Genomic DNA, 24389 nt, shown 5'->3' on the forward strand with positions numbered 1-24389 from the left:
ACACGCCGCTGCATCGCAGCCTCATCAAGATCAGGCCACTCCATCCCGGTCAGGAACTTCAGCAGATTCCCCAACGGCGACCCAGGCGACAGATCCACTACCCACCTACCCCACCAACACAGCCACGCCCACCAGGACCGGCCAGCACAACCACGGACACGTCCCGCGTCCTTGAGAACAGGACGCAGCACACGAGCCCACCGTGGTGGCTTTCCTATCAGCTGAACGAAACCGGCACGGCAATCGGTTCACTCGCCGGACACCCGGTGGTTCGGCGGACGCCGAGTCCGGTTCCCGTGAGGTACGTGTGCGGATCAGGCTTGTGTTCCCGCTACGCGCGCCACAGCCAGGTGAGGCGCTCGTAGAGCGGCGCCAAGCCGGCGCGCAGCATGTTCTGGAGAGATGGGTTGTGGTCGCCGGGGCCTTCCGCTCCGGTCTCGGCGACGACCCATCGGCAGCCCGCGGCGGCGGCCGCCCGGGCGCGGGCCGTGAGCAGTGCGGACTGAGCCCCGCGGCCGCGGCTCTCCGGGAGGGTCGCTCCGCCGAACATGTCCGCGCACGGTCCGTTGAGGAAGACGCTCCCGACCGCGACGATGCGCTCGTCCTCCCACACCGCGTACTGCCGCCAGTTGGGCCTGCCCACGCACGAGGCGGCCATGTCGATCATGCCCGGCGCCGTGAACCCGAACGTGTTCATCATGACGGTCGCCCATTCGCGCGCATGGCGGGCCTCGACCGGGCCCACCCGCAGTCCGGGGTCGAGCGCTTCGATGCCGTCCGCCGCGGACAGTGTGCTCTCGATGTCACCACCCAGTTTGACGAGCCGATTGCCCGGGGTGAGGCTCAGTTCGCCGGCGATCGCGGCCCAGTCCGGAGGCAGCACCGGCGGGGCGACCATGAACGCCCCCTGGGAAACACCCTGCTCGCGATAGAAGTCGCACACCCGCGCGAGGACGTCCGCGGTGACCGGTTCGTCCGTACCGAACCCCCCGGCCTTGTTGAAGAAGCGACTCGGGTCTTCACGGATCGCCAGGGCCAGCACCGGCCCCGCCCGCAGCGAGCCGATGCCCAGTGCCTCTCGCACCGGTGCCTCAGCCCCGGTAGCGAAGTCCGCGTACGCCTCGATCTCAGTCTGCTCGGCCAGCCCGAACGGCACGGTGGTCGTCATGCCGACCCCCCTGTTCCTTGATTGTGTACGAAGGTCCGGCACCGCCGCGGCGCGCTCGCCGGCTTCCGCGTGGTGTCCGGAACGGCCCCTGTCGCGGCTCACACAAGTGTGCGTCTCGGGTGCCTCAGGTGTGAGACGGTACGCGTCTTGCGGCGACCCGTGAAGTGGAGCCTGTGCCGAACATGGCCACGGGGACGTGTGCCGGCCGCACCGGTTCCGGCGGTACGGCTGCCGACCCGGCACAGTGCTGTGGCAGCCGTACACCGGAAACGGAGACGTCACGAGGGCGCGCCATCGTGCTCCGCCGGGGCGATCCCGCTCTCCGGCCGTCGCCGGGACGGCGTCCGGCGGAGCCCCGCCTCGCGCGCGGCGCGGGGCTCCGCGTCCACCACGGGCATCGATGAGGTCGGACGGTCAGACCCCGTGCTCCGGGGTGCGACGCAGTCGCAGGTCCAGCTGCACGGCCACCTTCCGGCCGACCAGGAACGACGGTCCGTAGCCGACTCCCGCGGCCCGCCGGTCGAGCAGGGTGGTGGCGACGACCTCGGCCGTGTCGTCGCCGTCCTGCGCCACCCGGACCGTCAGGTGCACGTCACTAGTGACCCCGCGCAGCGTCAGCCGGCCCTGGACCAGCCAGGTGCCGGGCTCCTGCGGCACGACGGCCGTGGAACGGAAGGTGAGGCGGGGATGGGCGTCCGCGTGCAGGAAGTCCTTGCCTCGCACATGCGCGTCCCGCTTCGGGTGGTCGGTGGAGAAGCCGGCCGCGTCCAGCGTGGCGGTGACGGACCGGGGAACGCCGCCGGCGTCCACCGAGACCTCGGCGGACTCGATCGGGAACCGGCCCTGAACGGTCCTGAAGATCATGTTGCGGACGGAGAAGGACGCGGTGCTTCCGGTCGGCTCGACCGACCATGTACCGGCCCGGATCGCGTTGGTCATCCTGGACTCCCTGCTAGCGGGGCGACGGAACGAGACGCCCTTAAAAACCGAACACTACTCTGTTTTTATTCCGCTCGCGGCACCGGCCGGTCCGGTCCTCGGCGTAAGGTGCGAGAGTGACGGACGACCTCATCGCGAACGGCAAGCGGCGACGGCGGCGGGCCACCGGAAGCTACGCGGCGGCGGACGCGCGGCGTGCCGCCGTCGTGGAGGCCGCCTCCCGGCTCTTCGCCGAGCAGGGCTACCACCAGACGTCACTGGCGCAGGTGGCCGGTGACGCCGGCGTGTCACAGACCGGACTGCTGCACCACTTCAAGGGCAAGGACGTCCTCCTGCTGGCCGTCCTCGAGTTCCACGACCGGTCGCGGGCCTCCCGCTTCGACCCGCCGGCGCGCGGCCTGAGACGGCTGCTCGAGCACATGCTCGACGTGCTGCGGGAAGAAGTGGACTCCCCCGGTCTCACCCGCCTGTTCTCGACGACCGCCGGTGAGGCCACCGACCCGGCCCATCCGGCGCACGACTACTTCCGGCGGCGGTTCGCACTGATGCGGGAGAACAACGCCCGCGCGGTGCGGGCCTCCATCGAGGCAGGACTGGTCAGACCGGACGTCGACCCGCAGGCGCTGGGCCGTGCCCTGGTCGCGGTGGCGGACGGGCTGACGGGCCAGTGGCTCATCGATCCCTCCTTCGACGTCGTCGAGCACGTTCGGGACCACTTCGAGATGCTGATGCGGGGCATCGTCACCGACGGCGGCGGACTGACCGCGCCGTGAAGCCGCGGGGCCGCCGTTCCGAACCGCACCGCCAGGCCCTCCCGCACCACGCCGCCGCGCGCGCTTCCGCCGGACGCGGCTGTCACCAGGCGTGTCTGCGGGGACGTCGCCCGGTCTGCCGCGGCACGGGGAGGCGTCCGACGGCACCGGTCCGTCGGGCCGGGCGGTCAGGCGGGACCCGCGGGCAGCGCGAAGTTGGTGTCGAAGCGGTGTTCGGGGTCGTAGTGGGCCTTGAGCGCGATCAGCCGGGGGAGCACGGGCCCGGGAAAGGCATCCCGCAACTGCCGCGTTCCCGTGCGCGTCTCGAAGCTCAGGTAGAGCCCGTCGATATACGGGGTGAGGGCTTCCCAACGCCGGTCGAGATCGTTCGCCAAGGCGGGCAGGGTCGCCGCCATCAGGGAGAAGTCCTGACTGCGGTGCGCGTACGCCATGGCCGTCGCGGGCATGTCGTTCACGGCTCCTCCGACGGAGCGCAGTTGTACGATCCCGGACGCCTCGGCCACCGCGGCGATGGCCTGTGTGACGGCGGTGTCGAGCCGGTGCAGCAGGCCCGACCGGGTCACTGACAACGGCTGCTGCGCACGGTGCGGCTGGTGCCCGGCCGGCACCAGCCGGTGGTAGGAGGTGGCGGACAGCCGGTTGTGCAGCAGGGGTCCCGCCGACCGCAGGTGCCGCACCGCACGACCGGCCGCCTCCAGGTCGGTGCCGGCGTACACCGTCATCGCCTGGGCGACCGGACGTCCCCCCGCCCCGGTCACCAGGGTGAGGAAGCTCGTCACCTCGCGGGGGGACGCCTGCACGGCCTCACCCCACCGCGTGAGCGTGGCGGCCGTGTCCGAGGCGTCGTACACGCTGACGTCGACGCAGACCCCCTCCACGGAGGACGCGTGGAACTCGAAGGCCGTGGCGACACCGAAGTTCGCTCCCGCGCCGCGGACGGCCCAGAACAGATCGGGATCGTGAAGGTCGTCCGTCCGTACGAAGGATCCGTCCGCCAGGACCAGCTCGGCCGCCCGCATGTGGTCGACCGTGAGCCCGTGCATGCGCGACATCAGGCCGATTCCGCCCGCGGTGGCCAGTCCCCCGACCCCGACGTCCCCGGTGTCGCCGGAGGACACCGCCAGCCCGTGGGGCGCAAGCGCGGCGGCGACGTCTCCCCACCGCGCCCCCGCTCCCACCCGTACCAGCCCCGACTCGGCGTCCAGCACCGTCACCGAGGCCAGCAGCGACAGATCGACGACCAGCCCCCCGTCGTTCGTGGACCGTCCGCTGATGCCGTGACCGCCACTGCGCACGGTGAGCGGCAGGTGTTCCCGGCAGGCGTACGCGAGTGCCGCCGCGATGTCCCGTTCGTTCCGTACCCGCAGTACCGCGGCGGGAGAGCCCGGACGTGTGTAGGTGTGGCGCACGGCCTCGTAACCGGGGTCACCGGGACGTGTCGCGATGGCCGCGAGAGGTCCGGGCATCGTGAGCTCCGGGGCGGACGAGGAGCCGGCAGGGACAGGCATCGGCGAGCCTTTCTACGGCGGGCGGGACGGAACGTGCCGCGGCTGATGAGTCGACGTGACGGTGCGCAGCCCGGAACTCCTCCGGCGAGGAGGGTGTCGTCCGGCAGCCGGCCGGGCATCCGGGTGCGCACCTCGCAGTGTGCCGAACCTGACGCAGCGACTGCTGCCGGGGTGGTGAACAACCGGCGGCAAGCGCGCGGTCGGCGGGAGCGGCGAGACACACGTGTGTGCCGCGATCCGCGGCGGACGTGGCAACGCGGCCTCCGGGGCCACCCGTCACCGGTTCGCGAGGCTTCGCTCCGTTTCGCGAGGCTTCGCTCCGTCACCGGTTCGCGAGGCCGGGGTGCCGATTCGGTCGGGTCATGGGTCTCAGCCGAGCGGCAAGGCGAGCTGACCAAGGGGTTTCGGCGGTGGCCCGCGCGCCCAGGGCCCGTCCGACGGACGGACGGTGCCCGCCACGCACGGCACGGACAGAGGACCGCACGCGCCGCGGCGCCCGTCGGCCGCTCGGAGGACGAGCTACGGCGCCGCGGCCCGCGAGCCCGGCCGGGATCAGTGGTCGAGGACGTTGAGGGCCAGGTCGAGGGACCTCATGGAAGCGGTGGCGTCGTCCGTCGCCTTCCCGCGCAACGCGCCGCCTTCGAAGGCGTCGATCAGAAAAGCGGCGAGGTCGCTCGCGGGCTCCCGGGACCGGATCTCACCTGTCTGCTGCCCCTGCCGGATCACCTCGGCCAGCATGTCGGCCCAGGCGGAGAAACCGCCGCGGACCGCGGACCCCACTTCTTCACCCGCCGTCGGGGTCTCGCTGGCCATGGTGACCAGGAGGCAGCCGAACTCGACTCCGGTGGAACTCGTCCGCTGCGCCTGGCTCGCGAAATGAGCCCGCAGCCGCTCACGGACCGGACGGCCGTCCTCCTGCCCGAGCATGCTGAAGTCCGTGGCACCGCTGTAGCGACGGACGATCTCGGCCGCGAGTTCCTGCTTGCTCTTGAAGTGGTTGTAGAACGACCCCTTCGGAACACCGGCCGCTCCGGTGATGTCCTGCACGCTGGCGCCGTTGAAACCCTGCCGGCGGAACACGGTCTCCGCTTGCGCGATCAGTTTTCCCTTGACGCTTACCTGAGGCATCCTCTGAATATGACCGGTCGGCTTAGTTTTGTCAAGTGCCCTGTCCAGCGCGGCCCGCTGTCCGCAGGGCGCGCCACCACGCCACCGCGGCACCTGCCGTCTCCGCGCGACGCGGGACGAGCGGAAGACCGGAGCGGAAAACCGTACTCGGTGAGCTACCCTGATGAACACATGTGTCCAGAGACGCCCGGCACACGTGCGTGCCGGTCGGCCTTACACTTCTGGTACACAGTCCCTTCGGCCCCTGGCCGAGCCTCGTCGGACATGCCGATCCGTCGGCATCCGACATCAACGTGACGAGGACTACCGCGTGCCATGCCAGAGCGACTCCACCGCCCCCGCCGGTCCTCGCGGCACTTCAAGACGCCGGTGAACAGCATCCTGCCGGGTCCCTGAGTCGCCGCACACAAGCGGCGTACGCTGTCCACGGCCGGTGCGAAGAACCTCCCGCGCCAGGCGCGGGAACATCCCCCGGGGGGCAAGGATGGCAGGTCGGCACTCCCGGACACCGTGACGCCACCACCCGCAGAAACGACCGTACAACTCGACCACTCGTCCCGCCGCGGAAGCGGGCCGAGTCGACGAAGGAGAACATCCCGTGTTCGAACGCATTCTGGTGGCCCTCGACCCGAGCCCCTCGCACGTATCGGCACTGCGCCTGGCCGGCGGTCTGGCCCGGTCCTCGGGAGCCGAGGTCCGTGTCCTGCACGTCGTTCCGTCCGCCGTGGCAGGGGACACGGTGGTGAACCTGGAGGACGACACGGAGGGAACGGCGCTCCTCGAGGACGCGGTGCGCGAGCTGCGGACCACAGGAGTCAAGGCCGAGGGCCGACTCGTCCACGGCATGACCACCGTGGTGCCGCGTCTCATCTCCGACGCCGCCGAGGAGTTCGAGGCCGACCTGCTGGTGCTCAGCCCCCATCACCGCGGTTCCTTCGCGGCCCTGCTGACCCCCCGGGTGAGCGATGCGATCGCGCACAGCAGCAACATCGCGGTCCTGCTCGCCCCGGAGGACCCCGCCGACCGCGGGTGAGGCGCGAAGAGGTGCCGGTATGTGTGCCCGCCCCCGGTGACCGGAGGCACCGTGCCGGGGCGGTCGGGCGCACCAGCTTCTCCGCCCGGCGGCTCCGTGGGAAATGACGGTCCGAAGCCCAGTCAGTCGACCTGTGCTCCGGCCCGGCGGCCGGGGGAAGGTGAGGGGCACACCGATCACACCGGCTTTCCCAGGAGGTTCGATGAACCGGCCCAGCCCGATCCAGCCGTCATGGTGAACCGCACGCGGACCCGCGGATGCGCTGACGGCGGTCGTGGTCCGCTGGGCGGAGCCTGAGACGTACTTCCCCGTCGAGACGCGCGCCCGTGGGTGGAGCGGGCCGAGTGCGGGTGGATGACGCGCTCCCGGGCGGTGTGCCGCACCTGCCGTGGAGCCCGCAGATCACCGGCGGTCACCGATACAACGTTGCGAAGGAACGGACACATGGAACAGCAGTGGGCGCAGCCTCACCGGGAACAACTGACGCTGTTCACCACGCTCCACAATCTTGCGGCACCGCCCGAGAGCGCGACCGTCACCTGCCGCTTCGGATACGTCCCGGCGAGTCCCTACTGCGTCCGTCTCGACCTCGCGTCCTTCCCGGACGACCACGTCACGTGGGTCATCGGCCGCGATCTGCTGCTGGCGGGAACGGAAAAGCTCAGCGGAGACGGCGACGTCAAGATCTGGCCTTCCCGGCAACGAGGAAACACACCCTCCCTGTACCTGCGGCTGGAGCGTCCATACGTCACCGCGATGTTCGCCACGGAGCTCGATCCGATTCGCCAGTGGTTGATGGAGACCTACATCGCGGTGCCCGCGGGCAGGGAAAGCCTCCTGGTGGACTGGGACGCCCTCGCTGCGAGCCGGCGCCCTCCCACCTGACACTGTACCGGCGAGCCCGGCAGGTGTCGACGTCTGCCACGAGACGGCGGTCCGTCAGGTTCATCTCTGTCACCAGGTGTGCGCCCTGGGGCAGTACCGCTGCCCCGGAGTCTCCGAAGGACCCGTCAGAACCCCGTCCTCGCCGTGCGGAGGTGCACCATGGCCCCATGGAATCCAGCGGGTCGTGGATGACCCGCGCGGAGAGGGGGCAGCGTTCCACCGTGCCCCCCGAACGAGGATACGTATGACGTAGAACGCACGATCTCCCTTATTGTGGCCTGGGGCACGCTGTCCGGTGTCCCCCGGGGACCCCTCGTCGCTCATCCATCGGCTGCGACCCGGTCATGTGAGTACGATGCGCAGGTCATCCACACGCAAGGGAGAGAAGGCTGTGCCCAACAAGTCAGCCAGCGCCACGGTGCGATCGCGGTACATGGAGCACGCCGCGTCGGACCTGGAGGAGAACCGCCATCAGCAGCAGGATCTGATCGCTCGCCTGGACGCCCTTCGCCAGGAGGAGAGACTGCTGCTGAGCATCCTCAGCCTGGCCGAGGACTCGGCGAAGGTGCCCGAGCAGGCACAGGGCGAGGAAGCCCCCTTGTCACAGGTCGTGTCCGCAGGCCCGGTCGCAGAGACGACCGCGCCCCGGCCGAAGCCGAGTGGAGCCAAGCGGTCCGGCAGAGGCGGGCGAGGAGCGGGCAAGGAACACCGCCCCCTGCTCAAGGACCTCCTGCTCGACCTCCTGAAGGGACACGTCGAGCCCCGCCACGCCGCGGAACTGCGTGAGGAGCTGCTGGCCAGGCATCCTGAGCGCGTTCCCACACCCCAGGTCGTGCGGAACACCTTGGAGGGACTGGTCGCCAAGGGGCTCGTCGAGCGGCACAAGCAGGGCCGATCGGTGATGTACACCGTCGTGTAGAGCCCACGAACGGTGCGGCCGCGAACTCCGGCGTCCGCTGACAGGTCACCGCGTCCTCCGGCGCCGCCCGTCCCGGACCCGAACCGGGCGGCGCCGCGGCAGAGGCGGGTCGCGCAGACCCCGCCGCCGGGTACGCCGGCCGGAGCGGCGCGTCCGACCGGTGGCACGGCGGGAGCGCCGTGCCCAGCTCCCGCATCGCGGTCGACGGCACACCTCCCCCGGCCGATGGCCGGGCCCGGTCGGACCGGCACACTCGATCTCGTTCGTGCGTTCTCCAAGCCGCCCTCCGCCATGACGAAGGAACGAGATGTACGTCGACGAACCCAATCAGGCGATCGAGGCCGCCAACGGAGTGCGATACGCCTATCGCCGCTGCGGGCCCTCCGGCGCTCCCTCGCTGGTGTTGCTGTCACACTTCCGTGGGACGTTGGACAGCTGGGACCCCGCGCTCGTCGACGCCCTCGCCGTCGAGCGCGACGTGATCGCCTTCGACAGCGCCGGCGTGGGACTCAGCACCGGGCGGGTGTGCCGGACCGCCCGTGACCTGGCCGATGACACTTCGGTCTTCCTGGAGGCCCTGGATGTCCGGCGCCCCGACCTGCTGGGTTACTCGATGGGCGGATTCGTCGCGCAGGAACTGGCCCTGTCGCGTCCGCACTCCGTGCGCCGTCTGGTCCTCGCGGCCACTGCTCCCCGGGGAGCCCCCGGCATACACGGCTACCCGGACGACGTCCTGGCGCACGCTGAGGCGGAGAGCCCCGGGATCCAGGACTACCTCTACACCTTCTTCAACCACACCGAGACCAGCCAGCGCAGTGGTCTCGAGTTCGTGGGCCGCTACATCGAACGCGAGCATGACCGTGACGCGCCGGTTCCGGCTGCGGTCCGGGCCGCACAGTACGAAGCCGTGGTCGAGTGGGGCGTGCCCGACCACGGAGCGCTGGAGCGGCTGGCGGCGATCGACCACCCGGTGTTCGTGGCAGGAGGCGGCGACGACCTCGTCGTACCCCCGCGCGCGTTCCATCTCCTGGGCGGTGCGCTGCCGAACGCGAAGGTGAAGGTGTACCCGGATTCCGGCCACGGTTTCCTCTTCCAGCACCACCGGCAGTTCACGGACGACGTGCTGGCGTTCCTGCGCTGATCGGCCCGGTCTAGGTCCTGTCGTCGGACTCCCGCCCTCCGGGCGGACGGCGGGAGTTCGACGACAGGACCTAGGTAGGCTGACAGATGTGTTCGCCGCCCCTTGCGAGCAGAATGCTTCCTGCCGTCCGGGCACAGTGCCCTCGGTTTGGAGGAGCCTTGTCTCTGGTGGGTCGCACATCCGAGTTGTGTGTGCTGGAAAAGGTGTTGGCGCAGGCGGGCGTCGAGGGCCAGGCCCTGCTGCTCGAAGGTGACCCGGGGGCCGGCAAGACCTCCCTCGTGGACGCCGTGGCGGCCCGTGCCCGGAACAACGGAGCGGGCGTCCTGCGGGTGGTCGGGGTGGAGACGGAACAGGAGCTGGCGTTCTCCGCCCTGCACCAGCTGCTGTACCCGCTCCTCGACCGGCTGCCCGGCATCCCCGCCGTCCAGGGCGAGGCGCTGGAACAGGCGCTGTCCATCCGTGCGGGTTCACCTCCCGACCGGCTCGCCATAGCCACCGCCGCCTTGGCGCTGTTGCGGGTGGTGGCCGAGGAGAACCCCGTCTGCGTCGTGGTCGACGACGCACACTGGATCGACCGGTCCAGTGCCGAAGTGCTGTTCTTCATGGCCGGCAGGCTGAGCGGCTGCCGGGTGGCGCTCGTCATGGCCGCGCGCACCGGGTGGGACGGCTTCGCCGACCAGGCCGGTCTTCCCGTGCTCACCGTGTCCCCGCTGGGCCCCGAGGATGCGCGGGCCGTGCTCGAACACAGCCATCCGGGACTCGCGGAGTCGACCCGGCGACGGCTGCTCGACGAGGCCGAGGGCAACCCGCTGGCCCTGATCGAGCTGCCGAAGCTGCTCAGCTCCGCCCAGCGCCGCGGCGAAGAGCCGCTTCCCGTCACCCTGCCGCTCAGCGCACGTCTGGAGAGCATGTTCGCCGACCGGATCCGGCTGCTCACCCCGGCCACCCGGTTCGTGCTCCTCCTGGTCGCGCTCGACGGACAGCGCATCGGCAACCTGCAACACATCCGGCAGGCATGGGGTATCACGGGCGAGCAGTGGGAGGACAGGCTCCTGGAGGACGGCGAAGCCGGCGGGCTGGTCCATGTACACCAGACGGACGACCGGGTGGCCTTCTGTCATCCCACGGCCCGCTCGTGCCTCGTTCACATGTCATCGGCGGGCCGGCGCAGGGCCGCCCACCGCGCGCTGGCCGCCGTGCTGGACGACGCCCCCGACCGGCGTGCCTGGCACCTCGCCCACGCGGCGGAAGGCCCGGACGAAGCGGTCGCGCTGGAACTCAGCCGGGTCGCCGAGAGAACTCTGGCCCGGGCCGGAGCGGCCGAGGCGGCGGCGGCCTTCCTCCGGGCGGCGCAACTCAGTCCCGACCGCGAGGCTCGCGCCCGGCGTCTGGAGGAAGCGGCATTCGCCGCCGGCATCGACGGCCGGCTGGAGGCGGCCGGCGAGCTCGTGGCCGCGGGCTCGGTGGAAACCCTGCGCGGGGCGGTGGCCGCCGCCTACGTACTCTTCCACCGGGACGGGGACAGCGACGGCGTGTTCCGCGTCCTGCTCCCGGTGCTGCGGCAGGGCCCGCGCGGTGACGGTCCCGAAGATCTGGCGGCCTACGACGACGCCTTCTACGTCCTGCTCAACTGCGCCGTCTGGGCAGGCCGGCAGGATCTGTGGCCGTCCGTCCACGAAGTCCTCGACCATGTGTCGGAGACGGCACGCATGTGCTTCGACTGTGTCGCCGATCCGGCGCGCACCGCGCACGACGTGCGGGAACGGCTCGACCGCAGCACGGCGGAGCTGCCCGCCAACACCCCCTTCTGGCGGATGAACTGGCTGATCTACACCGCCCTGTATCTGGACTGTTTCAGCTACTACGACAGCGTGTGGCGCGACTTCGTGGGACATACGGTCTACGACAGCCAGCGTTTCGTCCTGCTCGCCCGTGCCCACGATTCGTACATGCGAGGAGACTGGGACAACACCCTGGCCCTCGCCGGCGAAGGCACCGGCGACGCGGCGGGGCACGGATACGGCTTCACCCACATACTCTTCACGTACGGACTGGCCTCCGTCGCCGCCGGGCGCGGTGACGAGGAGACGCTGCGCAGGCATTGCGACACCATCGAGGCATGGGCCAGGCCCAGGCAGTTCCAGCTGCTGCTGACAGCCGTGAACGAGGCCCGTGCCCGGGCGGCCATCGGCCGGGGCGACTTCGAGGAGGCGTACCAGCTGGCCGCGGCGGTGACCCCGCCCGGGGTGCTTCCCTCGCACTACCCCCACGCGCAGCGTGTCTTCCTCGATCTGGTCGAGTCCGCCGTGCGCACCGGGCGGATCGACGCGGCCCGTGCCCACGTCGAAGCCGGCCGGCAGGCGCGCCTGGACGCCATATCACCGCATCACGCGGTCATCCTCGCCGGCGCCGCCGCGGTGGCCGCGCCCGACGAGGAAGCCAGGGAACTCTACGAGTCCGCCCTCGCCGTCCCGGACGCCGCGCTGTGGTCCCACGAGTACGCCCGGCTGCGCCTGCTCTACGGTGAGTGGCTGCGCCGCCGCCGGGACTACACGGCCTCGCGGGTCCACCTCGAGGCGGCCCTCGAGATGTTCGAGCAGCACCTGAAGGCTCCGCTGTGGGCTCAGCGAGCGCGGGACGAGCTGCGCGCGGCCGGCGGCACCGTGCGCGTCCCGAACGCCCGCGACGTGGGTTCGATGAGTGCCCAGGAACGCCGGATCGCCGAGCTGGCGGCCGGTGGACTGTCCAACAAGGAGATCGGAAGCAAGCTCAACATCTCGCCGCGGACCGCGGGATCCCACTTGTACAAGGTCTTTCCCAAACTGGGCATCACGTCCCGCGCGGCACTGCGTGACGCCCTCGCCGAGTTCGACCGACGGGGTACGCCGTGACGGCCATGCGCGTGTCTCCCGTACGCCCCGACGGCTCACCGTCGTCGCCAGGTGGTCTCCCGCGGCAGTCGTCCGGACCTCGGCGGCCGTCCGGTCGCGGCATCCCGGGAGCACGCCACCGGCGTGCGCACCAGACCGGCCTCCCGCCATACGCGAACGTGCTGCTCGATCAGCTCACGCACCACCGAGCCGTCGGTCTCCCAGGCCGTCGCGAGCGTGCCCGTGGCGTCCCGGACACTCCCGAGGCTCGCGCGCAACGCGATCCACACGGCCGTGGCCGGGGGCGGGTAGAAGTACTCCTCGCCGTCGGGCGACCCCAGGCCCAACACCCCGTCCTCCGCGATCGCGACGGTCACCTCTGTTCGGAACACCACGTCCATACCGCGGCCTCCTTTCCACCTTTGCACCCCATGTGCACACGTGTGCACTTTCGGAGCGCACACCGCACTCACCTTCCCTGATCCATACATGTTCACACCTTTCTGCATGGTCGGGGAGTTGACACACGGCCGCGCCCGCCCGGCCGGGCGGGCGCGGCCGTGTCATGGGACCGCGGTGAGGCGGGGCGTCAGGCGGCGATCGTCTTGTACTCGACGTACTGGGTCAGCCCGACCGTGCCGAACTCCCTGCCGATGCCGCTGCTCTTGAACCCTCCGAAGGGGCCGTCGAAGGAGAACGGCGCACCGTTGACCGCGAAGGTACCGGTGCGGACGCGCCGGGCGATGTCCAGGGCACGGGCCTCGTCGGCCGTCCACACACCGCCGCCCAGGCCGTAGGGGGAGTCGTTGGCGATGCGCACCGCGTGGTCGTCGTCGTCGAACGGGATGACCACGAGCACCGGGCCGAAGATCTCCTCCTGCGCGATGCGCATGGAGTTGTCGACGTCGGCGAAGAGGGTCGGGGTGACGTAGTAGCCGCCTTCCAGACCCGCGGGGACCCCGGGGCCGCCGGTGACCAGCCGGGCGCCCTCGCGGATCCCGGTCTCGATGTACGAGCGCACGCGCTCCTGCTGGTCGGCCCGGACCATGGGCCCGATGAAGGTGCCGGGATCGGCAGGGTCGCCGACGGTCAGCGACTCGACGAGGTCCTTGAGCCTGGCCACGGCCTCGTCGTAGCGGCTGCGGTGCACCAGAATGCGGGTGTGGGCGACACATGCCTCGGCGTTGTTGGCGAAGGAGAGGAACTTCAGGCCCTCCGCCATGGCGTCGAGGTCGGCGTCCTCCAGCACGATGGCGGCGGACTTGCCGCCGAGTTCCAGGCTCACCCGCTTCAGCTGCCGGCCGGCGATGGCCGCGACGGTGCGTCCGGCACCCGTCGAACCGGTGAACGCGATCTTGTCGATGCCGGGGTGGGAGACGAGGTACTCGCTCGTCTCGCGGTCGGCCGGCAGGATGCTGACCACGCCCTCCGGCACGCCCGCCGCGGTGAGTATCTCCCCCAGCAACAGCGTGACGAGGGCGTTCTCGGGCGATGCCTTCAGCACCACGGTGCAGCCCGCCAGCAGGGCGGGGACCATCTTGACGAGCGCGGACTGGTGCGGGGCGTTCCACGGGATGACGGCCGCGACCACGCCGACCGGTTCGCGGCGCACCAGGATGCGTCCCGTCGCCCCGTCGGTCCGGGGCAGTTCCTCCTCCCACGGCAGGGCGGCCGCGGCACGCAGGAAGGCGTCGGTCTGCTGGGACAGCGCGGCCGCGGTCCAGCCGGTGAACCAGCGAGCGCTGCCGTTCTCGGCGGTGGTGAGGTCGGCGATCTCCTCGGCGCGCTCGGCGTAAAGGTCGTTGAAGCGGGCGATGACCTTCTGCCGCTCGGTCGGGGACAGACGCGGCCAGGGGCCCTCGTCGAACGCCTCGCGGGCGGCGGCGACGGCGAGGTCGACGTCGGGCGCCGTGGCCTCGGCGGCCCGCCCGACCAGCGACCGGTCGTGCGGGGAACGGACCTCCAGCAGGTCCTTCTTGGCCGGCGCGGTCCAGCGTCCGCCGATGTACAGCTTGTCGTATGTGATCACTGAGGGTCCTTCTCACGGTGTGTCGTCGTACCGGAAGCGGAAGAGGCCGGCGGGGGAAAGGGCGTCGTGCCTGGACCAGGTCCGGCCAGGCCCCGGCCGTACGGACGCGGGGCTGCCTCGGCCAAGTTAAGAGAACGTCGTTCACTTAGTCAAGTGAACGGCGTTTTGTTAAAGTGGTCGGGTGAACAAGCTGCCACCCCACGTACAACGCGCCCGCAGCCCCGAGCACAAGGAGCTGCGCCTGGCCGCGATCATGGAGGCGGCCCGCTCACTGGCCCTCGACAAGGGCGTGCGCGCGGTGACGCTGACCGATATCGCCGCCCTGACAGGCATCAACAAGTCCGCCGTCCTGCGCTACGTCGAGACCCGCGAGGACATCTACCTGCGCCTCACCGCCGAGTGCTGGCAACGGTGGGCCGCCGCGTTGCGGGAAGCGCTGGGCCAGCGGACGGACGGCACCCCCGACGAACTGGCCACGGCACTCTGCCGGACCGTGGTGGAACAGCCGCTCCTGTGCGACCTGCTCGCGCACGCGGCACTGCACCTGGAGCGCCATGTGTCGGCCGACGCGGTGCTGGCCTACAAGCTGGCGGCGCTCGCCGCCCTGGACGACATGACGCACGCCGGCACCCGGTTCCAGCCGGTGCTGGACGAGGCGGCGACCCGCGAACTCATCGGCACGGTCAGTCTGCTCGCCGGCGCCCTGTGGCAGGTCTCCACGCCGCCCGAGGCGCTGGCCCGGCTGTACGCCGAGCAGCCCCGCCTCGCGCACGCCGTCGTCGACTTCCTGCCCCGCCTGACCAGCGCCGCTCGCGCCCTGGCCGTCGGCCTCGCGGTCCGCGCCGAGTGAGGCGTCCACCGGTCCGCCGCCGCCGCGCGGTGGGCCGGACGGACGCGGAGGACAACCATCCGCCCACCGACACGGCGCGCGAACCGCGGGTCACACGACCCCTCGGGCCGCGGCCCGACAACTCCGGTGCGCCGCCGTGCGGTGGGCCGGACGGACGCGGGGGACAACCACCCGCCCACCGACACGGCGCGCGGACCGCGGGTCACACGACCCCTCGGGCCGCGACCCGCGACAACCCCGGTCCGCCGCCGCGCGGTGAGCCGGACGGACGCGGAGGACGACCATCCGCCCACCGACACGGCGCACGGACCGCGGGTCACACGACCCCTCGGACCGCGACCCGACAACTCCGGTGCGCCGCCGTGCGGCTTCCGGTGCCGTGACACGGCCCGCTGAGCGGCGGCGCCGGCCGGCCTCGCCCGTTCGGCGCCGCGCGGCCTCGTCCCGGTGGCGGGCTCGCCCGGCTTCCGGCGCGCCGCTGAGGGGAACCGCCCGCTCCGCCCGGACCGGGCTCCCGGTCTCTCCGCCCGCGGTCGTCGTGGCCCCGGGACCGTCCGGCCGGACTCCCGCCGGAGGCAACGCCCGCGCGGACGAAGGAGAACCGTGCCGGAACGCCGGGCGGCCACCGGCCGCTCCGGATCAGGCCGGCGTGGCCGCGAGGGCGGTCGCGAGCTGCGATCGCCGGTTGATCCGCAACTTGGCGTACGCGCTGTACAAGTGCGCGCCGACGGTGCGGTGGGACAGATACAACTGGTCGGCGATCTGCCTGTTCGTCTGCCCTTCGGCGGCCAGCCGGGCGATGTGCAGTTCCTGTGCGGTGAGCACCGCGCCGGCGTCCACGGACGGGGCCGGCTGGGTCCGCTGCACCCCGCCGGCGGCGGCCAGTTCCCGTGCCGTCCGCCGCGCGAGCGGCATGGCGTGGTGCGCCTCGAAGACGTGCAGCGCGGCGGAGAGCTGACCCCGTGCCTCCACGATGTGGCGCTCGCGCCGCAGCCATTCGCCGAAGAACAGCCGGGTCCTGGCCAGGTCGAGGTGCGCGATGCTCCGCTCACCGCGGGTGATGGCCCGCTCGAAGTGGGCGCGTGCCTCCTCACCGGGTGCCAGCAGCGCCCGTGACCGTTCGACCAGCATCGCGAGGTGGTCGGAGTCGCTCGTCGCGAGGGCGGCGGTCGCCATCTCGAGCCAGCCGTCCACCACGTCCGGCCACCCGGCGTGCACGGCCGCGTCGGCGAGGTCGGCCCCGGCCCAGAGGCCGATGGGCGGGTGTGCCACGCACTTCAGCAGGTGCGGGATCGCCTCCTCGGGCTGGCCGTCGTTCGCCGCCATCTGGGCGGACGCCCAGGACGCGGAGGCCGCGACCCTGGCGAAGGGCGTCAGCCCGGACAGTTCGGCGCACGTCTTCAGGGCCGCGGTCGCCAGGTCGTGTTCGCCGCGCCATGCGCGGGCCCGTGCGATGTCCGCCGCGGCGATCGCCCCGACCACCGACAGATCGAGGTCGGAGCTGAGGCGCAGGGCGTGCTCGCAGTCGGCGAGTCCGGCGGCGATCGCGTTGCCGGTCACCCGTGCCGTACCCCGCCCGGCGAGGGCCACCGTCTCGTCGCTGACCCGGGCCGACCGGTGGAACATGTCGACCTCGGCGCTCCAGACGCGGGCGGCGGCGGCGAGGTCGTGGGTGTCCTCGACGGCGAACGCCAGACAGTTCAGCAGGGTTGCGTCCGTCTCCCGGACCTGCCGGTGGAAGATGGACAAGGCCTTCTCGACGGATGCGATCCGGTCCGCCGAGCCGATCAGGGCCAGGCCGATGCTCTGCAGCAGTTGTTGGTGCTCGGTGACGGCGAGGCCCGGGCGCCTCAGTTCGTCGGCCACTGCCGCCATGACGTCGGCGGGGATGTCCTGGCGGGTGTAGCCGCGCACCGCCGCCCAGGTGAGGACCTCGACCCGGTCGTCCGGATCCTTGAGCGTCCGCGACAGGGCGACGAGTTCGTCACCGCTCCGGTCCGGGAGCGTCGTACTGGTGCTGGCGAGCATCCATTCGGTGCGGGCGAGCTGCACCACCGACGCCTCGTCCTCGACGATCGGCCTCGCCTCGGCGAGCAGGGTGGCGGCGTCGACCGTCGCACCCGCCTGCCGTGCGGCCTCGGCCGCCATCACCGTGCGCCGCGCCCGCTCCGCGGCGACCGGGGTCAGCGCGGCCGCGCGCCGCCAGGCCGCCGCCGCTTCGGTCCGCGCGCCGCGCCGGCCGGCCGCCACGGCGAGTCCCTCGAGTTCGGCGGCTACCTCCTCGCTCCATCCGGCGGCGGCCGCGGCCCGGTGCCGGACGGCGCGTGCGGCATCGACGACGACCGCCGCCAGTTCGGTGTGTACGCGGGACCGTGCGTCGGAGTCGGCGTTGTCGTACACCGCCGAACACACCAACGGGTGGCGGAACCGGTAACTGCCGTTGACGAGTGTGATCAGTCCGAAGGCCTCGGCCGGCGTGAAGTCGCGTGGGTCGAGACCCAGGCTGCGGGCCGCCGCGAGCACCTCGTAGCTGCTCGCGTCCTGTCCCGCCGCGGCGACCAGGAGGGCGCGCCGCGTCGCCCGGGGCAGCAGGGCGACCTCGGCCAGGAACGAGTCCTCCAGACGTTGGCTCACCGGGACCGGGCCGCGCCCGCCGGAGAACGTCCCCTCGACCCATGAGGGGATGCTCGCCCACTCCGTCAGGGCGAGCGGGTTGCCCAGCGCGCGCTCGACCAGGCGGCGCCGTTGCAGCGGCGTCAGTTCGGGCGCGTGCGAGGCGACCAGTGCCAGCGCGTCGTGCTGATCGAGCGGGTCCAGTGGTACGTGGTGCTTGAAGTGCGCGGTCCGGTCGGGGTAGGCGCGGTCGGTGCGGCTGGTGGCCAGGAGCAGCGCCGGTATGACGCCCATGCGGGCGGCGAGGAAGGTGATGATGTCGGCTGTCGACCGGTCGAGCCAGTGCAGGTCCTCTATCAGCACCACGACGGGACCGCGGGCCGCTGCTTCCTCCAGCAGCCCGAGGGCGGCGAGCCCGGTGACGAGACGGTCGGCCGGTTCTCCCTCCGCGCCGAAGGCCACGTCGAGGGCCGTGCGCTGGCGCGGCGGGAGCGCGTCGACGCGGCCGAGCAGGGGCAGCAGCAGTTCGTGCAGCCCCTCGAAACCGGCCGCGCCCGAGCCGGGGATGCCGTGGCAGGACAGTACGGCGAAGCCCGACGACGACGCGGCCTCGACGACCGCGGACACCAGAGCGCTCTTTCCGATGCCCGCCTCGCCGTGGACGAGCGCCGAGGAACCGTTGCCCCGCCGTGCCGCATCGAGAAGGTCGGTGAGCTGTCCGAACTGCGAGTCCCGTCCGATCACGTGCACGTGCCTACCAATCTCCGGAGGTGCGGCAATCCGCAGTCGGTAACCCGCCTCATGCGCCACAGTCGCTTTTCATGAACCGAAGACCGGAGTCTAGAGACTTTTCAGCCAGAATGACACCCTCGTGTTCGTCCGCGGTGCCGGGGCGTGCGCCTGCGGAGAGGCGGTGCGCGGCGGGCCGACGCGGGCACACGTGTGCCTCACCGGACGAGAGGCCGGCCGTGCCGCCGCCCGCGCCCCAGCCCGACACCCGCACCGCCCCCTCGGGGGGTGGCGGGCGGGCCGGCGCGGTCACACCAGGCGGGCGCCGCCGTCGACGTGCAGCACCGTTCCGGTGACATGCGGGTTGTCGATGGCGAAGAGCACCGCCTCGACGATGTCGTCCGGCGTTCCCACACGGCCCACCGGGTTGCCGGCGGCGACCGGCGCGAGGAAGCCCGCCTTGGCGTCGCCGAGCCGGTCCCCGGCGCCGCTGTCGACGATGCCGGGGGACACGGCGTTGACCCGCAGCGGGGCTATCTCGACGGCCAGGGCCTGGACGAGAAAGGCGAGAGCGCCGTTGGTGGTCGCCATGACCTTGTTCTCCTCCGGCGCCGGCCGCCAGGCGGCCACACCCGAGAACAAGGTGAAGGAGCCGCCCTCGCGCGCCTGGCCGGCCAGGTGCTTGGCGAGGAGCAGGGGCCCGGTCACCTTCGCCGCGAAGGCCCGCCGCACGTCGGCCGGGTCGGGGTCGGCGAGCGGCCCGCCGGCGGGAACCGCCGCCGTCGAGACCAGGTGGTCGAAGGGGCCGACCCGGTCCGCCAGCCGCGCGGCGGAGCCGTCGCCGGTGATGTCGAACTCCACGGCCTCCCACTCGCCGGTCAGTTCACCGGCCGTCTCCTTCAGCTTGCCGAGGTCCGGTCCGGCGAGAACCAGTTCGGCCCCCGCGGCCGAGGCTGTCCGTGCGAGCCGCCGCCCGATCGCGGAGCCGGCTCCGATGACGACGATGCGCTGTCCGGAACGTTCCTGCGTGGTCACGTGAATCTCCTCGGTGAAGCGCCACGGCGCTGCCGTCATGGCTTGGGCACTCTTCATCGCTTGCGCCGATGAAGCCCATGACTGTTTTCAGCAGAACCCATAACTCATGTTCATGCCATCGGGTGGCCGGACCGGCCGGCGCGGCGCCGGGTGTCCCAGCCGAGGACGGGCCCGGCGGCTCCGTCCGCCGGCGCCCGCCGCGGTGTGCGGACGCGGACGGGCAGGCAGCCCTCCTCGTCCCGTTCCGCCGCCCGGTGCCCCATCACCCGCTCCAGGCGCGTGGGAGGCCGGGGCGCGGCCGGGCCGGACCGCGTCGCCTCGCGCACCCCGACCCCGGGGTGCGGCCGCGGTGGCGCGAAGCACGGTTCGTCGACCGGTGACGCGGCTTACGGGATGCCGCGGAAGGCGACCACGTCCCCTTCGGCGGCTCCCCTGGCCCGGCCCCGGTCCGCTCCTCTGGCCCGGCCCCGGTCCGAGCCCACGATGTGAGGGTCGCTGCTCATCTCGCCCCTTCCTCTCGCTCTCCGGCCTCGCCGGCGGGGCCGGACGCCGTTCGGGGTCAGCGGGAACCCCGGCCTCGTCACTCCGCTGAGCGCGGGGCCGGCCGGTCCGGTGGGCCGACACGTATGTCGCGCAGACTACAGCGACGTCGGCGGAGCGGCACACTGATACGAGGTGTGTCATTGACAGCACACATGTTTCGCATGCGCGTACCACCGGGTGTGCTGTCGCGCGTGTGACGGCCTGGAGCGCGGGCACGGACGGGCCACCGCCGTGTCCCGGCGGAAGGCCGGACGCCCACCGGTGCCGGACGGGACGCGGGAGGCCGGTCCCGGGCAGGCGACGCGGCAGCGCGGCCGGTCCGCGCGCGGAGTCCCCGCCCCCGCAGCGCGCAGCCGCCGTCAGCACATGTGCGAAGGCGCCGCTCCGCACACGTGAGAGGCGCCGCGTGCACGCGGCGTCTTCCAGCCGGCCGGGCCGGTGCTCGGGGCGCTCCCCGCCCGGGGGCCGCGGTGTGAGCGGGTCGCCGCGGTCCACGACGGGCTGTTCCGGCCCGGCACGCCCCCACGGCCGGCCGGAACCCGGCAGTGAGGCGCCGCACCGGCGGGCGCGGTCCGTCGTCACGGCGCCGGGCCTCGACGGCACCGCAATCGCGCACCACCCGGTGCACGCCCTGCTGCGCGCGGGATTCCGCAGACGGACAGGCATCCTGACCGGCAAAGTGGAGGCGGGCGCACCGGAGCACGATCGTCCTGGTCGCGATCACCGTGGTCACCACGTCTGCGTCATGGCACCGCGCACCTGGGTGGTGTCCGCCCGCGACCACCCGCTCGGCACCCGAGGTCCTCGGGCCTTCGACGCGACCGCATGGCCGCCATCGGCAACACCACCCGGCGGTTACCGACCGAGGGCGCCGGGCCCGGGCTCACGGCGTACACGCCGGGCGTCCGGCACGAGGGGCCCGGCCGCCGCCCGGCGGGCGGCGCCGCCGCGGGGCGTCAGGCGCTCCGTGCCTCGTCGAAGGTCCGCAGGGCGTCACGCAGCGCGGCCCGGGAGGTGATGCCCAGCTTGGGGAACACCCGGTACAGGTGCGCGCCGGCGGTGCGGGGCGAGATGTTGAGTTTCCGGCCGATCTCCTTGTTGGACAGGCCGCTCGCGGCGAGTTCGGCGATGCGGCGCTCCTGGGCGCTCATCGCCGCCGCCTTCCCGCCCTGCGGCACCCCGACGCCCACGCCGGCCGCGCGCAGCTCGCTGCGGGCACGCTGGGCCCACAGCGGGGCCCGGAGGCGCTGTTCGAACAGGTCGAGCGCCGCGCTGAGCTGGCCGCGCGCGGCCTTGTACTCGCGGCGGCGGCGCAGCCACTCGCCGTACAGCAGACGGATGCGGGCGTAGTCGTAGGTCCACACGCAGGCGTCCGGGATGGCGAGGGCCGCCTCGTACAGCTCGCCGGCCTGTTCGTCGGGTGCGACGATCGCCGCGGCCGCGGCGAGGATGACCTCCAGGTGCGGCGAGATGGTGTCGATGCGGGCCCGCCGGCCCGCGTCGACGTGTGCGCGGGCCTCGGCCTGCCGGCCGGTCCGCATCGCGGATTCCACCAGGTCCAGGAAGAAGCGCTGGTAGTGGGGGAAGTGCGAGGGGAGTTCGCCCGCCGGGGTCATCTCGGAAGCCAGCTGGTAAGCCTCCTCGAAGTCCCCTCGGCCGACCGCGGCACGTGCCCGGGTCTCGTTCACGGCGCTCATCAGCAGCAGCGCGCGGCGCGGCTCGGCCCAGGCGGCGATGGTCTCGCAGTACGTGCGCAGTGCCTCCTCGTCCCCGCGGCCGCTCGCGACCATGGCCAGTCCGTAGGTGAACACGACGTGGATGAGGTTGTAGTCGTGCACGGTGGCGTCCGCGATGCCGTGGGCGGCGACGGCGACCGTCCGGTCCCAGTCGCCCCGCATGAAGGCCTCATGCGTGCGGGCCACGACGGCGAAGCGCAGGCTGTCGTAGGCGTCGGCCCCGACGAGGTCCCGCCACACGCCGTCGTAGTAGGTGAAGCAGTCGAGGTACATGGCCGTGTAGATCAGCCAGTTGACGCGCCACAGAGGTGTGCTCGGGGACAGGGTGGCCGTCACCCGGTCCAGCCGTTCCCGTACGTCGTGAGCGGTGCGCGCCGGGTCGGCGACGCAGTCGAAGCACATGCGCGCGGCCTCGGAGACCCGGTCGACCACCCCGTACACGCCGGGCCACAGTTCCGGGCGGCCGCCCCACACCGCCGCGTTGAGCAGGACGTAGAAGGCGTCGTCGAACGCTTCCTGGTCCTCGGCGGTGGTGCTCCGGGGCGCGGCCTCCATGACGGGCAGCAGGATGCGGAAGACCGTGTCCATGTCTCCGTCGCGGTGGAACTGCACGTAGGCCGCGGTGGTCGCGCTCCGCAGGGTTTCCGCCGTCTGGGCACCGGCCAGTTCCTCTGCCGTCTCCAGGAGGCCGGCGACACCCGCGGCGAACGCGGCCTTGTCCAGGCGGCGGGCGCGTTCGGCGGGGTCCTGGCTCAGTTCGGCCGCACGGCGGTACGCCACGACCGCCTCCGCGGCGCCGCCGCGGGCCTGGGTACGCTCCGCGGCCAGGGTCAGCTCGACGGCGACCGTCTCGTCGGGTTCGTCGGCGGCGTGGGCGAGGTGCCAGGCGCGCCGCTCCGGCTGCTGCCTCATGATCTCGGCCAGGGCCCGGTGCGCCGTTCTGCGGTGGCCGACCGGCGACATGTGGACCACGCAGGAGCGGACCAGGGGATGGCGGAAGGTGATCTGCTCGGCCAGGTGGTCGACCCGGATGAGGTCGGTGCGCTCACCCGCCTCCAGCATGCCGTCGTCCCACTGCTGGTTGGCCTGGACCACTCCGGCCCGGACGTCCCGCAGGTTGCCGGGGCGCTGACCGTCGAGCGCGGTCAGCAGCAGGGTGAACCGGGTGACGGCGTCGAGTTTGCGGATGCGGTCGGCGAAGACGCTCTCCAGCCGGCTGCTGAGCGGCAGGTTCACCGGCAGGGCGTCGACTCCGTCGCGCTGGGCGGGGGTGAGCTGCCCGGGCAGTTCCACGAGGGCCAGCGCGTTGCCCTCGGCCTCCTCCAGCAGCCGTCGCCGGGTCGGTTCGGCCAGGTCCGGATGGCTGCTGTCGAGCAGCAACAGCGCGTCGGAGGCCGGCAGTGGGCCGACGTCCAGCACACGTATGCCCGAGAGGTCGAGGTAGCCGTTCGACCCGCCGCGGGTGGCCATGACGAAGGCCGCCCGGCAGCCGCTGAGCCTGCGGGACATGAAGGTCAGTACCTCCGCGCTGGAACGGTCGATCCAGTGCACGTCGTCCACGACCACCGACAGGGGCTGCGCCCGGGACGCGGCCTGCAAGAGCGCCAGCGCGGCCGCGGAGATGGCGAACCGTCCCGGGTCGGAGCCCTCGCGGATGGAAAGGACCTGCTCCAGGACCGCGCTCTGGAAGGCCGGCAGCCCCGCGGCGTGGTCGAGCAGCGGGTGGAGGAGCTGGTGCAGCGCGGAGAACGCGAGTTCCTGCTCGCTCTCGACGCCGACGACGCGCACCACGCGCAGTCCGTTCTTCCTGGCCCGTACGGACACGGCGTCCAGCAACGCGGTCTTCCCGACCCCGGGATCACCCTGCAGGAGCAGCGCCGTCCCCTCGTTCTCCGCTTCGGCGAGCATCACTTCGAGAGCGTGCATTTCGCGCGTACGTCCCACCAACGACAACGTTCCTCCCACGCCGGTGGGCGGTCACCCGGCCCGGCAGGAGAACTATGGCGAGAGGCGGGAGACGGACGCATCTGTCACGCTACTGTTACCCGCGAGTAGGTGACAAGCCCGGTGAACACCGTGCGGACCGTCCACCATGGTCTCGCGTGGCGCCTGCCCGGAATCCGGCGGTTCAGGCATCCGCAGGGGCGGGTTTCACCGGTCCCCGCGCGCCGCGGCACACCGGCGGCGCGAGGAGTGTCCGCGCTCTCCCGGTGGACGGAACGCCCACACATGCCGGTGGCCCCCTGGGGCAGAGCCGGCGGCGCTCACGGTGGCCGCCGAATCAGCCGGCGGCACCCGGTCCCCCACCTCCCGGCCGCCACGTGCTCGCCGACCGTGTCGACACGGCAGACGGGAATCGGCAGGCGGGCCCAGCAGGGTCGGCGAGGGCGGGAAGCCGCTGGTCCGGCCGGAAGCCGACGGGGGCGCGTACGGCGCACCGGACCGGGCGCGTCGCCCGCACGGAACGGAGCGTGTGCGGACCTGCCCCGT

General features: G+C 72.1%; 16 protein-coding genes. 7 read left to right on the forward strand and 9 right to left on the reverse strand.

Annotation, left to right across the window (positions count from 1 at the left end; translation table 11 throughout):
- Nucleotides 1-331: 331 nt before the first annotated feature.
- Both IF37_RS0131255 and IF37_RS0131260 read right to left on the reverse strand, forming a co-directional pair.
- Entirely contained in the window at nucleotides 332-1168 is an 837-nt protein-coding gene (locus tag IF37_RS0131255; protein ID WP_030750213.1) for a GNAT family N-acetyltransferase, read from the reverse strand.
- Nucleotides 1169-1582: 414 nt separating this feature from the next.
- Nucleotides 1583-2107 carry a YceI family protein gene (locus tag IF37_RS0131260; protein WP_030750216.1) on the reverse strand — a complete coding sequence of 175 codons (525 nt, stop codon included), beginning with the start codon at nucleotides 2105-2107 and terminating at the stop codon, nucleotides 1583-1585.
- A gap of 116 nt (nucleotides 2108-2223) precedes the next feature.
- Between IF37_RS0131260 and IF37_RS0131265 the strand changes: the two genes are divergently transcribed.
- A complete protein-coding gene (locus IF37_RS0131265; RefSeq protein WP_052845473.1) occupies nucleotides 2224-2880 on the forward strand; it encodes a TetR/AcrR family transcriptional regulator in 657 nt (218 codons plus the stop codon).
- Nucleotides 2881-3047: 167 nt separating this feature from the next.
- Here IF37_RS0131265 and IF37_RS0131270 read toward each other — a convergent pair whose 3' ends face one another.
- Nucleotides 3048-4346 (reverse strand): FAD-binding oxidoreductase, encoded by a 1299-nt coding sequence (locus tag IF37_RS0131270; protein WP_052845474.1) that lies wholly within the window; start codon nucleotides 4344-4346, stop codon nucleotides 3048-3050.
- A gap of 594 nt (nucleotides 4347-4940) precedes the next feature.
- Entirely contained in the window at nucleotides 4941-5516 is a 576-nt protein-coding gene (locus IF37_RS0131275) for a TetR/AcrR family transcriptional regulator (protein ID WP_030750226.1), read from the reverse strand.
- Between the two features lie 598 nt (nucleotides 5517-6114).
- Between IF37_RS0131275 and IF37_RS0131280 the strand changes: the two genes are divergently transcribed.
- The 5 genes from IF37_RS0131280 to IF37_RS0131300 all read left to right on the forward strand — a co-directional run bounded on the left by IF37_RS0131280 (nucleotide 6115) and on the right by IF37_RS0131300 (nucleotide 12385).
- Nucleotides 6115-6549: a universal stress protein gene (locus IF37_RS0131280; RefSeq protein ID WP_030750229.1), complete on the forward strand. Its 435-nt coding sequence runs from the start codon at nucleotides 6115-6117 to the stop codon at nucleotides 6547-6549.
- A gap of 444 nt (nucleotides 6550-6993) precedes the next feature.
- The gene (locus tag IF37_RS0131285) at nucleotides 6994-7434 is read left to right on the forward strand and encodes an SsgA family sporulation/cell division regulator (protein WP_052845475.1); all 441 of its coding nucleotides are present in this window, start codon (nucleotides 6994-6996) and stop codon (nucleotides 7432-7434) included.
- 433 nt (nucleotides 7435-7867) lie between these two features.
- Complete coding sequence (locus tag IF37_RS0131290; RefSeq protein WP_037857461.1) at nucleotides 7868-8353, forward strand: hypothetical protein; 486 nt, start codon at nucleotides 7868-7870, stop codon at nucleotides 8351-8353.
- A 307-nt stretch (nucleotides 8354-8660) separates the two neighbouring features.
- Nucleotides 8661-9494, forward strand: coding sequence for an alpha/beta fold hydrolase (locus tag IF37_RS0131295; RefSeq protein ID WP_030750238.1), 834 nt, complete (start codon nucleotides 8661-8663; stop codon nucleotides 9492-9494).
- A 167-nt stretch (nucleotides 9495-9661) separates the two neighbouring features.
- Entirely contained in the window at nucleotides 9662-12385 is a 2724-nt protein-coding gene (locus tag IF37_RS0131300) for a LuxR family transcriptional regulator (RefSeq protein WP_052845476.1), read from the forward strand.
- A gap of 35 nt (nucleotides 12386-12420) precedes the next feature.
- Here IF37_RS0131300 and IF37_RS0131305 read toward each other — a convergent pair whose 3' ends face one another.
- Together IF37_RS0131305 and IF37_RS0131310 are read right to left on the reverse strand one after the other, a co-directional pair.
- Entirely contained in the window at nucleotides 12421-12765 is a 345-nt protein-coding gene (locus tag IF37_RS0131305; RefSeq protein WP_052845477.1) for a hypothetical protein, read from the reverse strand.
- Between the two features lie 188 nt (nucleotides 12766-12953).
- The gene (locus IF37_RS0131310; RefSeq protein ID WP_030750245.1) at nucleotides 12954-14393 is read right to left on the reverse strand and encodes an aldehyde dehydrogenase; all 1440 of its coding nucleotides are present in this window, start codon (nucleotides 14391-14393) and stop codon (nucleotides 12954-12956) included.
- A gap of 181 nt (nucleotides 14394-14574) precedes the next feature.
- Between IF37_RS0131310 and IF37_RS0131315 the strand changes: the two genes are divergently transcribed.
- Nucleotides 14575-15243, forward strand: coding sequence for a TetR family transcriptional regulator (locus IF37_RS0131315; protein ID WP_037857459.1), 669 nt, complete (start codon nucleotides 14575-14577; stop codon nucleotides 15241-15243).
- A gap of 639 nt (nucleotides 15244-15882) precedes the next feature.
- Here the strand turns inward: IF37_RS0131315 and IF37_RS0131320 are convergent.
- From IF37_RS0131320 to IF37_RS0131340, 3 genes are all read right to left on the reverse strand, one after another.
- Nucleotides 15883-18666 (reverse strand): BREX system ATP-binding domain-containing protein, encoded by a 2784-nt coding sequence (locus IF37_RS0131320; protein ID WP_301540361.1) that lies wholly within the window; start codon nucleotides 18664-18666, stop codon nucleotides 15883-15885.
- Between the two features lie 228 nt (nucleotides 18667-18894).
- Nucleotides 18895-19620 (reverse strand): SDR family oxidoreductase, encoded by a 726-nt coding sequence (locus IF37_RS0131325; protein WP_030750254.1) that lies wholly within the window; start codon nucleotides 19618-19620, stop codon nucleotides 18895-18897.
- Nucleotides 19621-21119: 1499 nt separating this feature from the next.
- Complete coding sequence (locus IF37_RS0131340; RefSeq protein WP_301540362.1) at nucleotides 21120-23864, reverse strand: AAA family ATPase; 2745 nt, start codon at nucleotides 23862-23864, stop codon at nucleotides 21120-21122.
- Nucleotides 23865-24389: the final 525 nt, after the last annotated feature.

This window comes from Streptomyces sp. NRRL S-31 (assembly GCF_000718775.1).
Taxonomy (GTDB): Bacteria; Actinomycetota; Actinomycetes; order Streptomycetales; family Streptomycetaceae; genus Streptomyces.

Bases quoted from the DNA above. Each gene is read 5' to 3' on its own strand.
- IF37_RS0131255 (WP_030750213.1), bottom strand. From the start codon at position 1,168: ATGACGACCACCGTGCCGTTCGGGCTGGCCGAGCAGACTGAGATCGAG.
- IF37_RS0131260 (WP_030750216.1), bottom strand. From the start codon at position 2,107: ATGACCAACGCGATCCGGGCCGGTACATGGTCGGTCGAGCCGACCGGA.
- IF37_RS0131270 (WP_052845474.1), bottom strand. From the start codon at position 4,346: ATGCCCGGACCTCTCGCGGCCATCGCGACACGTCCCGGTGACCCCGGT.
- IF37_RS0131275 (WP_030750226.1), bottom strand. From the start codon at position 5,516: ATGCCTCAGGTAAGCGTCAAGGGAAAACTGATCGCGCAAGCGGAGACC.
- IF37_RS0131285 (WP_052845475.1), top strand. From the start codon at position 6,994: ATGGAACAGCAGTGGGCGCAGCCTCACCGGGAACAACTGACGCTGTTC.
- IF37_RS0131290 (WP_037857461.1), top strand. From the start codon at position 7,868: ATGGAGCACGCCGCGTCGGACCTGGAGGAGAACCGCCATCAGCAGCAG.
- IF37_RS0131295 (WP_030750238.1), top strand. From the start codon at position 8,661: ATGTACGTCGACGAACCCAATCAGGCGATCGAGGCCGCCAACGGAGTG.
- IF37_RS0131305 (WP_052845477.1), bottom strand. From the start codon at position 12,765: ATGGACGTGGTGTTCCGAACAGAGGTGACCGTCGCGATCGCGGAGGAC.